Source organism: Stappia sp. P2PMeth1, from assembly GCF_900185735.1.
Lineage (GTDB): Bacteria > Pseudomonadota > Alphaproteobacteria > Rhizobiales > Stappiaceae > Stappia.
In genome coordinates this window covers 272301-285561 of sequence record NZ_FYAW01000017.1, presented here as the reverse complement: position 1 = coordinate 285561, position 13261 = coordinate 272301, and the positions used below count along the sequence as shown (strand labels likewise).

The 13261-nt window shown below is 64.4% G+C and carries 13 protein-coding genes; 3 read left to right on the top strand and 10 right to left on the bottom strand.

The features are described 5' to 3' along the window. Positions 1–6: 6 nt before the first annotated feature. The 9 genes from nrdR to P2PM1_RS10250 all read right to left on the bottom strand — a co-directional run bounded on the left by nrdR (position 7) and on the right by P2PM1_RS10250 (position 8628). Positions 7–483: a transcriptional regulator NrdR gene (nrdR, locus tag P2PM1_RS10290; RefSeq protein WP_186395779.1), complete on the bottom strand. Its 477-nt coding sequence runs from the start codon at positions 481–483 to the stop codon at positions 7–9. A gap of 88 nt (positions 484–571) precedes the next feature. Beyond that, positions 572–1882 (bottom strand): serine hydroxymethyltransferase, encoded by a 1311-nt coding sequence (gene glyA / locus P2PM1_RS10285; protein WP_208985245.1) that lies wholly within the window; start codon positions 1880–1882, stop codon positions 572–574. Positions 1883–2113: 231 nt separating this feature from the next. After that, complete coding sequence (locus P2PM1_RS10280; protein WP_208985235.1) at positions 2114–2317, bottom strand: hypothetical protein; 204 nt, start codon at positions 2315–2317, stop codon at positions 2114–2116. A 157-nt stretch (positions 2318–2474) separates the two neighbouring features. Continuing rightward, positions 2475–3758: a L,D-transpeptidase family protein gene (locus tag P2PM1_RS10275; RefSeq protein WP_186390074.1), complete on the bottom strand. Its 1284-nt coding sequence runs from the start codon at positions 3756–3758 to the stop codon at positions 2475–2477. Positions 3759–4100: 342 nt separating this feature from the next. After that, positions 4101–4613, bottom strand: a complete 513-nt coding sequence (gene ldtR / locus P2PM1_RS10270) for a transcriptional regulator LdtR (RefSeq protein ID WP_186389567.1) — start codon at positions 4611–4613, stop codon at positions 4101–4103. 263 nt (positions 4614–4876) lie between these two features. After that, positions 4877–5773, bottom strand: a complete 897-nt coding sequence (gene mmsB / locus P2PM1_RS10265) for a 3-hydroxyisobutyrate dehydrogenase (RefSeq protein WP_186398990.1) — start codon at positions 5771–5773, stop codon at positions 4877–4879. A gap of 123 nt (positions 5774–5896) precedes the next feature. Next, positions 5897–6307 carry a DUF6163 family protein gene (locus tag P2PM1_RS10260; protein ID WP_186389569.1) on the bottom strand — a complete coding sequence of 137 codons (411 nt, stop codon included), beginning with the start codon at positions 6305–6307 and terminating at the stop codon, positions 5897–5899. A gap of 34 nt (positions 6308–6341) precedes the next feature. Then, positions 6342–7403, bottom strand: a complete 1062-nt coding sequence (locus tag P2PM1_RS10255) for an enoyl-CoA hydratase/isomerase family protein (RefSeq protein WP_186398989.1) — start codon at positions 7401–7403, stop codon at positions 6342–6344. 85 nt (positions 7404–7488) lie between these two features. Then, positions 7489–8628: an isobutyryl-CoA dehydrogenase gene (locus tag P2PM1_RS10250; protein ID WP_186398988.1), complete on the bottom strand. Its 1140-nt coding sequence runs from the start codon at positions 8626–8628 to the stop codon at positions 7489–7491. 196 nt (positions 8629–8824) lie between these two features. On the opposite strand from P2PM1_RS10250, the gene hemB reads away from it, so the two are divergent. After that, positions 8825–9865, top strand: a complete 1041-nt coding sequence (hemB, locus tag P2PM1_RS10245) for a porphobilinogen synthase (RefSeq protein WP_186398987.1) — start codon at positions 8825–8827, stop codon at positions 9863–9865. 10 nt (positions 9866–9875) lie between these two features. Here the strand turns inward: hemB and P2PM1_RS10240 are convergent, their stop codons facing one another. Further along, positions 9876–11270: a PLP-dependent aminotransferase family protein gene (locus P2PM1_RS10240; RefSeq protein WP_256376458.1), complete on the bottom strand. Its 1395-nt coding sequence runs from the start codon at positions 11268–11270 to the stop codon at positions 9876–9878. Between the two features lie 101 nt (positions 11271–11371). Between P2PM1_RS10240 and P2PM1_RS10235 the strand changes: the two genes are divergently transcribed. Beyond that, positions 11372–11992: a LysE family translocator gene (locus P2PM1_RS10235; RefSeq protein WP_186398985.1), complete on the top strand. Its 621-nt coding sequence runs from the start codon at positions 11372–11374 to the stop codon at positions 11990–11992. A gap of 41 nt (positions 11993–12033) precedes the next feature. Continuing rightward, complete coding sequence (locus P2PM1_RS10230; protein ID WP_186389575.1) at positions 12034–13257, top strand: threonine ammonia-lyase; 1224 nt, start codon at positions 12034–12036, stop codon at positions 13255–13257. Positions 13258–13261: the final 4 nt, after the last annotated feature.

Genomic DNA, 13261 nt, shown 5'->3' with positions numbered 1-13261 from the left:
CAAGGATCAGCCTTCGCCGACGGGAGCGGCGTCAGGCCCGCTCATCTCGTCGAGGAGCGCCTCGAAATCCTTGGCTTCGCGAAAATTCTTGTAGACGGAAGCAAAGCGGACATAGGCGACATCATCGATCACCTTCAGGCCCTCCATGACCAGGTTGCCGATGTCGCTCGCCTTGATGTCGCTTTCTCCCGAGCTTTCGAGCTGCCGGACGATGCCGCTCACCATCCGCTCCAGCTTCTCCGGTTCAACCGGACGCTTGCGGGTGGCGATGCGCACCGACTGCATCAGCTTGTCACGATCGAAGGGAACACGCCGGCCGCTGCGCTTGATCACGGTCAACTCGCGCAACTGGACCCGCTCGAACGTGGTGAAGCGGCCACCGCAAGCGGTGCAGATCCGACGGCGGCGGATCGCGGTGTTGTCCTCCGTGGGACGCGAGTCCTTCACCTGGGTGTCGTCACACCCGCAATACGGGCACTTCATGCTGTCTTGGCTCCGGGCCGGCGGACCCCTGCAAGAGGCGATCCACGGAGACTGGCTGCCGGCACGCGACCTGCGCGCCGGCTCGCGCTCAGAGAGTCGGGTAGATCGGGAAACGATCGGTGAGTGCGATCACCTTCTCCTTCACCCGCGCCTCGACCTCCGCATTGCCATCCTCGCTGTTGGCGCTGCGCAGACCGTCGAGCACTTCACCGATCAGGCGACCGATCTCGCGGAACTCGCCCTGGCCGAAGCCACGGGTGGTTCCCGCCGGGGTGCCGAGACGAATGCCGGAGGTGACGAAGGGCTTTTCCGGATCGAACGGAATGCCGTTCTTGTTGCAGGTGATGTTGGCACGGCCGAGAGCCGCCTCGGCGCGCTTGCCGGTGGCGTTCTTCGGGCGCAGGTCGACGAGCATCAGGTGGTTGTCGGTGCCGCCGGAGACGATGTCGAGCCCCTGCTCCTGCAGGCTGGCGGCAAGCGCCTTGGCGTTGGCGACAACGGCGTGCGCGTAAGTCTTGAATTCGGGGCGCAGAGCCTCGCCGAGCGCAACCGCCTTGGCCGCGATCACATGCATCAGCGGCCCGCCCTGCAGCCCCGGGAAAACGGCCGAGTTCACCTTCTTGGCGATCGCCTCGTCGTTGGTGAGAATGAGGCCGCCGCGCGGACCACGCAGCGACTTGTGCGTGGTGGTGGTGACCACATGGGCATGCGGCAGCGGCGAAGGATGCGCGCCGCCGGCGACCAAGCCGGCAATGTGAGCCATGTCGACCATCAGATAGGCGCCGACCGAGTCGGCGATCTCGCGCAGGCGCTTCCAGTCCCAGATTCGGGAATAGGCCGTGCCGCCGCCGATGATCAGCTTCGGCTTGTGCTGCTCGGCAAGGCGCGCGATCTCGTCCATGTCGAGCAGATGGTCATCCTGCCGTACACCATAGGACACGACGTTGAACCACTTGCCGGACATGTTGACCGGAGAGCCGTGGGTCAGGTGACCGCCCGAGTTGAGGTCAAGCCCCATGAAGGTGTCGCCCGGCTGCAGCAGGGCGAGGAACACGGCCTGATTCATCTGGCTGCCGGAATTCGGCTGCACATTGGCGAACTGTGCGCCGAAAAGCTGCTTGGCGCGCTCGATCGCCAGCGTCTCGACGACATCGACGAACTCGCAGCCGCCATAGTAGCGCTTGCCCGGATAGCCTTCCGCATACTTGTTGGTCAGGATCGTGCCCTGGGCCTCAAGCACCGCGAGCGAGACGATGTTCTCGGACGCGATCAGCTCGATCTCATGGCGCTGGCGACCGAGTTCGCTGGTGATCGCCGCATTGATATCCGGATCCACGTCCGCAAGCGAACGGGTGAAGAAATCCGGATAAATCGGCGTGTCGAGCGTGGTTTCAGTCATCGACATCGTCGGTCCCCTCTAGCAGTCCTGAAGTGAGATCAGCCGCGCATCGCGACCACAGGCGCCGCAACCGCAGGCGAACGGAAAACGCCCGGCCTACCGGACTCAGCGCTGCTGAATGCTGCCCGGTCCGGTCCATCCGAAAGGCTTCGCCAGATAGCACAGCCGCACGCGGGAACCAAGGGCCATTGCCGGCGCCCGACATCACGCCGGCTCACGATGCCCGGCCCTTCAGCGCGTTGGCCCGATTTCGGCCAGACGCTTCATGAGCTTGCGGAGAGCGAGCTGCTGCAGGTCGGCCTGCGAGGCCTGGATCGGCCCCATGACGACAACCTCGGTGCCGGTATCGCCATCGATTGCCGCAACCCGGACCTGGCGCCCGAGGGGATGAAATTCGAAATAAACCTCGCCTTTCGGCGGCTTTCCCAGGGTCACGACTTCCCCCGCCCGACTTCAGGTACCCGGCTTCAGGCCCCCGTCTGCAAGCACCAGTCTTCAGCCATACGACTTACGGCCTCCGACGTGTCGGAGGCCGCCCAGGGCAGCCGGCAGGCGACGTGCCCCCGTGCTGCGGCGTGCCGCAGCCTCACAATCACTGCAGGGACGCACTGCCCATCGTCGCGTCGCTCATCAGCAGACCGTCGCGGTTGTAGATGTCTTCACGGAAATGCACCACGCCCTCGGCGGTCGCCCAGGCAGTGACATAGGACATGTAGATCGGGATCTTGGTCCCGAGCTTCACGTCCTCGCGGGCTCCGGAGCGAATGGTCTCGTCAACCCGTGCGCGGCTCCAGTCCGAGGTGGTGCTTTCCAGCAGCCAGGTGATCAGTTCCCTGACATTCTGCACACGCACGCAACCGGACGAATGGAAACGGTAATCCGAGCCGAAGAGCGACTTGGACGGCGTGTCGTGCAGATAGACCTGATGCGTGTTGTGGAAGTTGATCCGCACGGAGCCAAGCGAATTGATCTCGCCCGGATCCTGGCGGAACTGGTACTGGGTCGCCTCATCGGTGCTCCAGTTGATCTGCTGCCAAGCGAGCTCATTGCCCTTCCAGTCGAAGATCCGGATGCGGTTCTTCTCCAGATAGGCTGGATCCTCGTTCATCTTGGGGATGAGATCCTTGCGGATGATCGAAACCGGCACCGTCCAGTACGGGTTGAAATTGAGCTCGTAGATCGACGAGTTCAGGATGGGCGTCTGGCGGTCGATCTTGCCGACCACCGCCGTGTGGCGCGAGCGCACGCGCCCGTTTTCAACCGCCTCGATCTCCGCCGCCGGAATATTGACCATCACGTAGCGATCGCCAAGGAAGCCCGACATGGAGCGCAGCCGCACCAGGTTGGTCTCCAACTGGGACAGCCGGACATCCGCCGGCACGTTCATGGCGATCAGCGTGGTCTTGCCGACCACGCCATCCGGCGACAGTCCGTGGCGGAGCTGGAAGCGGCGCACGGCAGCATCGACATAGGAATCGAAGGTGTCCGAAAACCCGGCCGTCTGCTCAAGGTCGCCGGAGACCATCAGCCGGCGGCGCAGCGACAGCACATGCTCCTCGCGAACGCCAAGGCGCATGGCCTGGCGGCCGCTCGTCACCTGCGGCCAGCCACCTTGCTGCACGATCATGGAATAGCGCTGGATGGCGCCTTCGACATAGCTGGCGGTGTCCGGAGACAGGGTTGGAAACGTCGACTCGACAGCCTGCAGCGTCCGCATCGTCGTATCGAACTGGTCGCGCCATTCGACCCGCTGCTGCTCAAGCATCATCTGGACAGGAGCCGGCTGCGCCGTGGCGGCATCCCCTGCGGCAAACGAGGCGAAAATGCCCGTAAGAGCAAGTGCGGCGCCTTTCGCACCGGCACGCAACCCGAACATGCGTCCTTCGAAAAGGTCGGTCACTGCAAATCCCACCGTATCGACTCCAGTCCCAGATCAAGCTCAGAAAGGTCCCGTTAAGGATACGTCGACGGACTTAACAAATACTCACGATCCGCGCGCAAACGAAACCAGCCCCGGCCCGACGCGGCAACACCTCTGCCCGGACCGCCCCATCCCAGCCGAATGGTGCCGTCTCCGTAAGCCACTCCATTATGGCGCATTCATGTCGCAACGCGAAAAACGGCGGCATGCCGCGCCCGAATGCAGCGAAGCCGTCCCGCGCGGTCAAGCACGAGACGGCTTCGATGAGGACGACGCGGGACTGTCTGTCCCGCACTGTCAGAGACGGTAGAGGATCTGGTCGGTCCAGAAGCGCTCCAGCCGGCGCAGCGAGCGATTGAGCACCTTGAAATCGTCCGGACCGATCTCGCCGACCTGTTCGACCGACAACATGTGCCGCTCATAGAGCGCGTTCACCTTCTCCGCGACATCCTTGCCCTTCGGCGTCAGACTGACACGAACCGACCGGCGATCGGTGCGCGAACGCTGATGGTGGATGAAGCCCATGTCGACGAGCTTCTTCAAGTTGTACGACACGTTCGAGCCGAGATAGTAGCCGCGGGTGCGCAGTTCTCCGGCGGTCAGTTCAGCATCGCCGATGTTGAACAGCAGCAGCGCCTGCACGCTGTTCACGTCTGCACGCCCTTCGCGGTCGAACTCGTCCTTGATCACGTCGAGCAACCGCCGATGCAGACGCTCGACCAGAGTCAGAGCCTCGAGGTAGAGCGGCTTGATGTCATCGCCTTCTTCAGCCTGCAACGCGACGTCGACTGCCTTCTTTGCCGTCATCATTTGTTTGCGCCTCATGTATTGTTGGTGGTGCGTTTGTCGTCACCTTGAAACCGACAATACGGGCAGGCCTCTAAAATCCGCTTAAAAAGGAGACTAAATCTCTGGTTAACACGCAAAAGCAATGCAGGATGCCACGAAATACCTTCCGTTAAGGATATTTGCTGCCGAGTTCCGCGCTTTCCAAGCCCTGCAACGCAAACCGGCGCGGGACAAGTATCCCGCGCCGTGCCGTGAGGAAACAGACTGCCGGAGAGTCCGGGGGCTCAATCCTGGGCCTTGCCCCGCAGAAAGCGGACGATGCCGGAAAAATCCGTATCGGCCTCGCCGGAATTGCAGAAAAGATTGTAAAGCGCCGCAGCTTCCGCTCCCAGGGGCGTAGACGCGCCGCTGGCATGGGCCGCTTCCTGGGCCAGCTTGAGGTCCTTCAGCATCATCGCTGCAGCAAACCCTGGCTGATAGTCCCGATTGGCCGGCGACGTCGGCACGGGGCCCGGCACCGGACAATAGGTGGTCAGCGACCAGCACTGCCCCGATGCGGTGGAGGAAATGTCGAACAGCTTCTGCGCATCCAGGCCGAGGCGCTCCGCCAGCACGAAAGCCTCGCAGGTGCCGATCATCGAGATACCGAGAAGCATGTTGTTGCAGATCTTGGCTGCCTGCCCCGTTCCGGCGCCTCCGGCATGCACAATCGTCTTGCCCATCACCTCAAGATACGGCCGCGCCGCCTCGAATGCCGCATCGGGGCCGCCCACCATGAAGGTCAGCGTACCCGCAGTCGCGCCGCCGACGCCGCCGGAAACCGGTGCGTCGACCATCGGCATGCCCGCCGCCTCGGCAGCGGCGGCCACCGCCCGGGCGCTTTCCACATCGATCGTCGAACTGTCGATCAGCAGCGTCCCGGGGCGGGCATGCGCGAGCACACCGCCCTCCCCCGTGTAGACCTTGCGCACGTGACCGCCGGCAGGAAGCATCGAAACGATCACATCCGCGTCGGCCGCCACCTCCGCGAGATTGTCCACGGGCCTGCCGCCCACCTCCTTCAGACGGGCCTTGGCGTCCGCCGAAAGGTCCAGCCCGCGCACATCGTGGCCGGCCTTGACGAGATTGGCGGCCATCGGCCCGCCCATGTTGCCAAGCCCGATAAACCCGACCGTTGCCATAAGCGTCTTCTCCCTTTTGCGCCCCCTCGGGCAAACCATGTCACTCGCGCCCGCCGCCCCGATGGCCGGGCGATATCCTGACGATCCGGCTCGGTTGGTCCGGCCCCGATTGCGGCAGCGTCGTCAGCGCCTCTGTTCCCGCTCGCTCAAATAAAGCAGGATCAGATAGATCGCGATGGTCGTCAGATAGAAGGCGATCTCGTAGGGCCGGCGACCGTAGATGTCGGAAAACAGCGTGTGCATGACGACCTGGCTGAGCGCCCTGGTCAGCCACATGACCGTGCCCCAGGAGACCGTCAACCAGAGGCCGATAGCCGCGACCAGGTCGAGCACGGCGAAGAACACCGTCGCCGCCTGCCACTCGACCGGCATTTCCCAGAACCACTGGCCGCGCCACGGCGTTATGCCGACGATGCGGCCCCAGTGGATGAGACCGGCGAAGAGCAGCAGAATGGCCATGGCCCGCAGGTACAGGACCAGCGTGACCGACCAGGGCGGCCTGTTCTTCAGGAACTCGAGAAACAGCGCAGTCATGAAAAGCCTTTCCGCCCCCTGCCGGAAGCACGCCTCACACGTCGAGGTCGCCGCTCTCGGGCCGCTCGAAATGCGCGAGAATGTCGGCCTCCGTCACATCGGCAAGATGGGTTGGTGACCAGCGCGGCGCATTGTCCTTGTCGACGATCACCGCTCGCACGCCCTCGTAGAAGTCGGCCCCCTGGAGGATGTGACTGAGGATCCGATATTCAAGGCGCATGCAAGCCTCGAAATCGAGCTCCGCGCCGCGTCGCAACTGCTGGAACGCCAGCATCACGCTGGTCGGCGACTTGGCGCGGATTGTGTCCGCCAGACCTTGTGCCCAGTCCGCATCGGGGTCGCCCGCCGCGCCAGCCAGCTCATCGAGAGCCTCGAGAATCTCGGCAACCGAAGCCCGGCCAAAGATCTCGGCGATCCTCGGTGCACGCGCCGCGATTGGCGCCGCGCCGGCGTCATGGCGCCGCGAAAAACCGGCGATGACCTCGTCGACCGCGTCGGTCTCGGTCAGCGCGCTCGCCAGCGCCTCCATGTCGGTGGACGCAATTCCATGCGTGAGGATGCCGGTCCACAGCGCATCGGCCTGCTTGAGGCGGCCGGCGGAGAGCGCCGCCATCATGCCGGTCTCCTGCGGCATGCGTGGAAGGAACCAGGAGCCGCCCACATCGGGAAAGAACCCGATGCCGGTCTCCGGCATGGCGAAGGTCGTGCGCTCGGTGCCGACGCGGTGGCTGCCATGGACGGAAACCCCCACTCCGCCGCCCATGACGATCCCGTCGATGAGCGCGATATAGGGCTTCGGGAAGCGCTTGATGCGGACGTTCAGGCGATATTCGTCCGCGAAGAACCGTGCCCGCGTCGGATCGCCTGCCATGCCCTGGTCATAGATCTTGCGAATGTCGCCACCTGCGCAAAAGGCGCGATCTCCCGTCCCGCGCACGATCACGTGGCGCACCGCGTCGTCGCCTGCCCACCGCTCCAACTGATCGGCCATCGCGAGCACCATGCCGTGGTTCAGGGCGTTGAGCGCCTTCGGCCGGTTCAGGGTCATGACGCCGGCATGGCCGATCCGATCAAACAGAACTTCGGGTTCGCTCATCAAGTATCCTCAAAAATTCGCCGGAACTCTCGATTAATTCGAAACACATAGAGCGCATAATTCGCGGAACTACCGTCCTTCCAGGTCAATCCTTCAGAAGATCCCTGGCGATAATGACACGCATGATCTCGTTCGTGCCTTCCAGAATCTGATGCACCCGGACATCACGAAGATAACGCTCCACCGGATAGTCTCGCAGATAGCCGTAACCACCGTGCAATTGCAATGCCTCGTTCACGACGGCAAAGCCGACATCCGTGGCCATCCGCTTGGCCATTGCCGCCATGCGCGTCGCATCCGGCGTCTTCGCATCCACCAGCGTCGCCGCCTTGTGCAGCAGCAGCCGCGCGGCTTCCAGCTCCGTCGCCATGTCGGCGAGGCGGAACTGCAGCGCCTGGAACTCCGCGAGCGGCCGTCCGAACTGCCGGCGCTCCTTGAGATAGGCGATGGAGCGGTCCAGGCAGCTCTGCGCCGCGCCGAGCGAGCAGGCGCCGATGTTCAGGCGGCCGCCATCGAGGCCCGCCATCGCGATGCGGAAGCCCTCGCCTTCCTCGCCGATGCGGTTGGCGACCGGGACCCGGCAATCGGTGAAGTTTACCTGGGCCGTGGGCTGGCTTTTCCAGCCAAGCTTGATCTCCTGCGCACCGAAGCTGAGCCCCGGCGTGTCCTTCTCGACGACGAGGCAGGAAATCCCCTTGGGGCCATCGCCGCCCGTACGGACCATGACCACATAGACATCCGATGCCCCGCCGCCGGAAATGAAGGCTTTCGAGCCGTTCACGACGTAATGATCGCCGTCCCTCACGGCGCGCGTGCGCAGGCTTGCCGCATCCGAGCCGGCCCCAGGCTCGGTCAGGCAGTAGCTGGCAAAGCGCGCCATCGAGCACAGCTCCGGCAGGAACCGCTCGCGCTGCTCCTGCGTGCCGAAGCGGTCGATCATCCACGCGGCCATATTGTGAATGGAGATATAGGCGGCCGTGGAGGTGCAGCCGGCGGCGAGTTCCTCGAAGATCACCGCGGCATCCAGCCGCCCCAGACCGGAGCCACCGACGTCGTCGCCGACATAGATCCCGCCAAAGCCGAGTTCGGCGGCCTTGCGCAGCGTCTCGACGGGAAAGAACGACTTTTCGTCCCACTCCCGAGCCTTGGGCTCCATCTCGTCGCGTGCGAACTGGCGGGCGACATCCTGAAACGCGCGCTGGTCCTCTCCGAGCGTAAAATCCATCGCCTGCGTCCTCCCAAACCTGTCGCCGTGCCGGCAAGGGGGGAACCCAACCTTCCACGTTGACGCTAGCTGGATTAGCCAGCCCCCGCGCCTGCGTCAATCCGGCCTTGGATGCTTTGCGCGGCAGGCTTTCGAACGCCGCTCCTGCGGTGCTAGGGTCTACCAGCTCAATTGCCAGTGTTGCACGGAACCCGACATGACCGCTGACCAGCGCCCCTCCGCCCTCCGTCCCTCTGCCGACGTCCCTGGCATCCTCGGGGGGCGGCGCATGCGACGGAACCGTCGCACCGACTGGTCCCGTCGGATGGTGCGCGAGAACACGCTCACGGTGGACGATCTGATCTGGCCGCTTTTCCTGACCGATGGAACGGATGTCGAGCAGCCTGTCTCGTCGATGCCCGGCGTCATGCGCTACAGCGTCGACCGGATCGCGCGCCAAGTCGAAACCGCCGCGGAACTGGGTATCCCGGCAATCGCCCTGTTCCCCAACACCGATCCGGTCTTGCGCGATGCCGCAGGCTCCGAGGCGCTCAATCCGGAGAACCTGATCTGCCGAGCCTGCCGGGCGATCAAGGCGGTGGGTCTGCCGATCGGCATCGTCACGGATGTCGCTCTCGATCCCTATACCAGCCATGGCCATGACGGCTTGATGGCGGGAGAGACGATCCTCAACGACGAGACCGTCGCCCAACTCGTGGGCCAGGCCTTGCTGCAGGCGGAGGCCGGCGCCGATGTCATTGCTCCCTCCGACATGATGGATGGCCGTATTGGCGCGATCCGTGCCGGCCTCGACGCGGCAGGCTACGCGGGCGTCCAGATCATGTCCTATGCGGCGAAATATGCCTCCGCCTTCTATGGTCCGTTCCGCGACGCGGTCGGAACCAACGCGACGCTGGTCGGCGACAAGCGGACCTACCAGATGGATCCGGCCAACAGCGACGAGGCACTGCACGAGGTGGCGCTGGATCTGGAGGAAGGCGCCGACATGATCATGGTCAAGCCGGGCCTGCCCTATCTCGACATCATCCGACGGGTGAAGGACACGTTCGAGCGCCCCACCTTCGCCTATCAGGTGTCGGGCGAATACGCGATGATCATGGCCGCCGCGGGGAACGGCTGGCTCGATGGCGAGCGGGCGATGATGGAGAGCCTGATGGCTTTCAAGCGTGCCGGCGCCGATGGCGTTCTGACCTATTTCGCTGTGAGTGTGGCGCGCAAGCTCAAGGGCATCGACTAAGGCGCGGGGGTCAGGGAAGCGCCTGCAGGCTGCGCGGTGGTCGCGACATCAGGCCGGCGAGGTCTTCCAGCGCGCGCAGGAATGTGGCGTCGTCGGAGACGGAGCCGAGGCAGATGCGGACCGCATCCGGAGCGCCGCGCGGCTCGACCGCAAAGCAACGTCCCGGCGCCACCCGCACGCCGAGCGCCTCCGCCTCGGCGGCGAACGCATCCGCCGACCACCCACCGGTCAGGGGCAGCCAGGCAAGCCCGCCCTGCAGCGTTTCCGGCTGCAGGGCAGGAAACCGTTCATGGACAAGGGGCGCGCGCCTTGCCACTGCACGCCGGAGCCTCTCCAGCCTTCCCTCGAAGCGCGGATCGGCGAGAACATGCCCGGCCATGTGCGTCAGGACCGGAGACACCATCAGGCTGAGCGCGTTGTCGACAGCGAGAATCTGCCTGGTCAGCGGGCGCGGCGCCGCAACAAAGCCAACGCGCAGGATCGGTGCAACACATTTGGACAGTCCCGTCACCAGAACCGTCGCGTCAGGCAGAAGACCGGAAAAACCCGGCAATGATCCCGGCTCGCGCAGGAACCCGTAAACCTGATCCTCAATGATCACGATACCGTGCCGCTCGGCAACAGCCGCCAGTTCCCGGCAGCGGCGGAGCGACATCTGCCTGCCTGTCGGATTCTGGACCGATGGCATCAGGAAGACGCAGGAAATGCCGGCGCGCCGGCACAGGGCATCCAGCGCCTCCGGCTCCATGCCTTCCTGGTCCATTCGCACCGGATGCAGCCGCGCCCGCGCGGCACTGGCCGCACCGATCACTCCCGGATAGGTCAGGACATCGCAGGCAATGCCGCCGCCATTTTCAGTGAGCGCCAGGAAGGTTGCGGCAATGGCGGCCTGTGCACCGGACGTCACGACAATCCGGTCGGGATCGGGAGATGCGCACCATCTGCCGAGAAACGTCGACGCAACCTGCCGGATATCGGCATCGGCGCCCGGCGCCAGATAGGCAAGCGGCAGCGCGCCGCCGGCCAATGCCTGGCGCGCCGACTCCATCGCATCCCCCAGCAGGTCGGTCGCGTCATCGAGCAGAAAGCTGTTCACGGCGAGATCGGTGACAGCACGCGCAGATGGTCCCGCAGGCTGGGGAAAGCCGAGCTTCCTGTCGCCGGCCGTGATGAAGGTGCCGCGACCGACCTCCCCGTGCGCGAGGCCTGCAAGCTCCAGTGCACGATAGGCGCGGGCCACGGTTCCAGGTGCGCAACCGAGCTTCCATGCCGCCTCGCGGATCGGCGGCAACCGGTCTCCGGGTTTCAGATTGCCGTGCTCGATCGCATCGCGCAAATGCGCTTCCAGCGCTCGCGTGGTGACAGTCGTTGCCGAGCCGGCCGGCAGATCCGCAAATATTGTCATAAGAACAATGTTACTATTGTATCTCCCCTTGGCTCAACTCAATTCTGGCGGCGCGCAGTCGGACATTCGTTCGGCCTCGGTTCGTGGAAAGCCTCCGTCAGATGTCTTCAGATCTCATAATGCCTCTCGCCCAGTTCGGGCTGCTCGCACTGTTCGTCTCGGCCATGGTCGGATCCCCGGGTCCGGCGAACATGTCGCTGATGGCCAACAGCATGTCCTTTGGTGCGCGTCCCGCGCTTCCGTTCATGCTCGGGACCATGTCCGGTTTTCAGGTGATATACTGGCTCAACGTCGCCGGCCTCTTCGCGTTGCTGAAAGCCGCGCCGGAGGTGTTCGACGTGCTGAGGGTGCTCTGCCTTGGATACATTTTGTATCTTGCCTGGGTGATCGTTCGCAGCCCGGTACAAGCCGGCAGCAAGTCGGGACACATCCCGGGATACGGCCGGGGCTTCTGGGTGCATCCGCTCAATCCGAAAGCCTATGCGATGCAGATCGCAGGAATCAGTCAGTTCGTCTCGGCCGAGCGCTACTTCGCCGATGCGCTGATCCTGTCGCTGACGTTTCTGCTTCTCGGCGGTTTCCTGAACGGTTTGTGGCTGCTGGCGGGAAGCTGGATTCGCAGCAATACCGGGAACATCGGTCTGCTGAACGGTTTGCGGATCGCTCTGGCCGGCCTGATGGTCGGGGCGACCATCCTGAGCTTGCAAATGATCCCGGCTTGATGGCAGTTGGGCGCAACTTTTCGCGCAGCCGGACCACTCACATGCAAGTTTCCCTCGATACGATCGTTCAGGCTGCAAGGCTCATCGAGGGGGCCGTGATGCGCACGCCGTGCCTGCCGGCACCAAAACTGTCGCAACTGACCGGGGCGGAGGTTTTCGTCAAATACGAGAACCTGCAGGTCACCAACGCGTTCAAGGAGCGCGGCGCCCTCGTCAAGCTCTCCGCGCTTGCAGACGCCGAGCGCCGGCGCGGTGTCATCGCCATGTCGGCTGGCAATCATGCGCAAGCCGTCGCCTATCATGCCGCTCGGCTCGGGATTCCGGCCACCATCGTCATGCCGGAGCCGACCCCGTTCGTGAAGGTCGCGGCAACGCGCGGCTATGGAGCCCGTGTCGTACTTGCGGGCGAGGTCCTGGCCGATGCCCAGGCAGAGGCGGAGCGCATTGCCGACGAGGAAGGGCTCGTCTGGGTCCACCCCTATGACGACCCGGCAATCATCTCCGGCCAAGGCACCATTGCACTGGAGATGCTGCAAGACCACCCGGACCTCGATTGCCTGGTCGTTCCGGTCGGTGGCGGCGGGCTGATCTCGGGGATCGCCGTCGCGGCCAGGGCCACCAGGCCCGACATCGAGATTGTCGGCGTGGAGGCCGCCCTCTACCCCTCCATGATCGGCGCCTTGCGCGGAGAACCGGTCACCTGTGGCGGTGCGACGCTGGCCGAGGGCATTGCGGTCAAGAATGTCGGCAAGCTCACGCTCGAGATCGTTCGCCAGACCGTCAACGACATCCTGCTTGTCGACGAGGCAACGCTGGAGCGGGCGGTCAATGCCTATCTGACCCGGCAGAAGACCATGGCCGAGGGCGCGGGAGCGGCCGGTCTCGCCGCCCTGCTCGCCTATCCGGAGCGCTTTGCAGGTAAGCGTGTTGGTCTTGTCCTGTGCGGCGGGAACATCGACCCACGCCTGCTCTCCTCGATCATGGTGCGGGAACTCGCCCGCGAGGGCCGCCTGCTCTCGATTCGCATCACCACTGCCGACCGTCCGGGCATTCTCGGGGAGATTGCGACCCTGATCGGCCGTCTTGGGGGAAACATCCTGGAGGTTTCCCACCATCGGCTGTTTCTCAACGTGCCGGCCAAAGGCACGACCCTCGACGTCACGATGGAAACGCACGACCGCGATCACGCGGGCCGCATCCACGGGGCGCTGGAAGCTGCCGGCCATTCCGTGCACCCGCTCGATCTCGGGGAATCCCGGATCTGATCGC

What these genes read in the sequence shown, in the direction of transcription:
- nrdR (WP_186395779.1), bottom strand. Translation starts at nt 483, where the DNA reads ATGAAGTGCCCGTATTGCGGGTGTGACGACACCCAGGTGAAGGACTCG.
- hemB (WP_186398987.1), top strand. Translation starts at nt 8,825, where the DNA reads ATGACCGCTGACCAGCGCCCCTCCGCCCTCCGTCCCTCTGCCGACGTC.
- ldtR (WP_186389567.1), bottom strand. Translation starts at nt 4,613, where the DNA reads ATGATGACGGCAAAGAAGGCAGTCGACGTCGCGTTGCAGGCTGAAGAA.
- P2PM1_RS10255 (WP_186398989.1), bottom strand. Translation starts at nt 7,403, where the DNA reads ATGAGCGAACCCGAAGTTCTGTTTGATCGGATCGGCCATGCCGGCGTC.
- P2PM1_RS10230 (WP_186389575.1), top strand. Translation starts at nt 12,034, where the DNA reads ATGCAAGTTTCCCTCGATACGATCGTTCAGGCTGCAAGGCTCATCGAG.
- P2PM1_RS10250 (WP_186398988.1), bottom strand. Translation starts at nt 8,628, where the DNA reads ATGGATTTTACGCTCGGAGAGGACCAGCGCGCGTTTCAGGATGTCGCC.
- P2PM1_RS10240 (WP_256376458.1), bottom strand. Translation starts at nt 11,270, where the DNA reads ATGACAATATTTGCGGATCTGCCGGCCGGCTCGGCAACGACTGTCACC.
- glyA (WP_208985245.1), bottom strand. Translation starts at nt 1,882, where the DNA reads ATGACTGAAACCACGCTCGACACGCCGATTTATCCGGATTTCTTCACC.
- P2PM1_RS10275 (WP_186390074.1), bottom strand. Translation starts at nt 3,758, where the DNA reads ATGTTCGGGTTGCGTGCCGGTGCGAAAGGCGCCGCACTTGCTCTTACG.
- mmsB (WP_186398990.1), bottom strand. Translation starts at nt 5,773, where the DNA reads ATGGCAACGGTCGGGTTTATCGGGCTTGGCAACATGGGCGGGCCGATG.
- P2PM1_RS10260 (WP_186389569.1), bottom strand. Translation starts at nt 6,307, where the DNA reads ATGACTGCGCTGTTTCTCGAGTTCCTGAAGAACAGGCCGCCCTGGTCG.
- P2PM1_RS10235 (WP_186398985.1), top strand. Translation starts at nt 11,372, where the DNA reads ATGTCTTCAGATCTCATAATGCCTCTCGCCCAGTTCGGGCTGCTCGCA.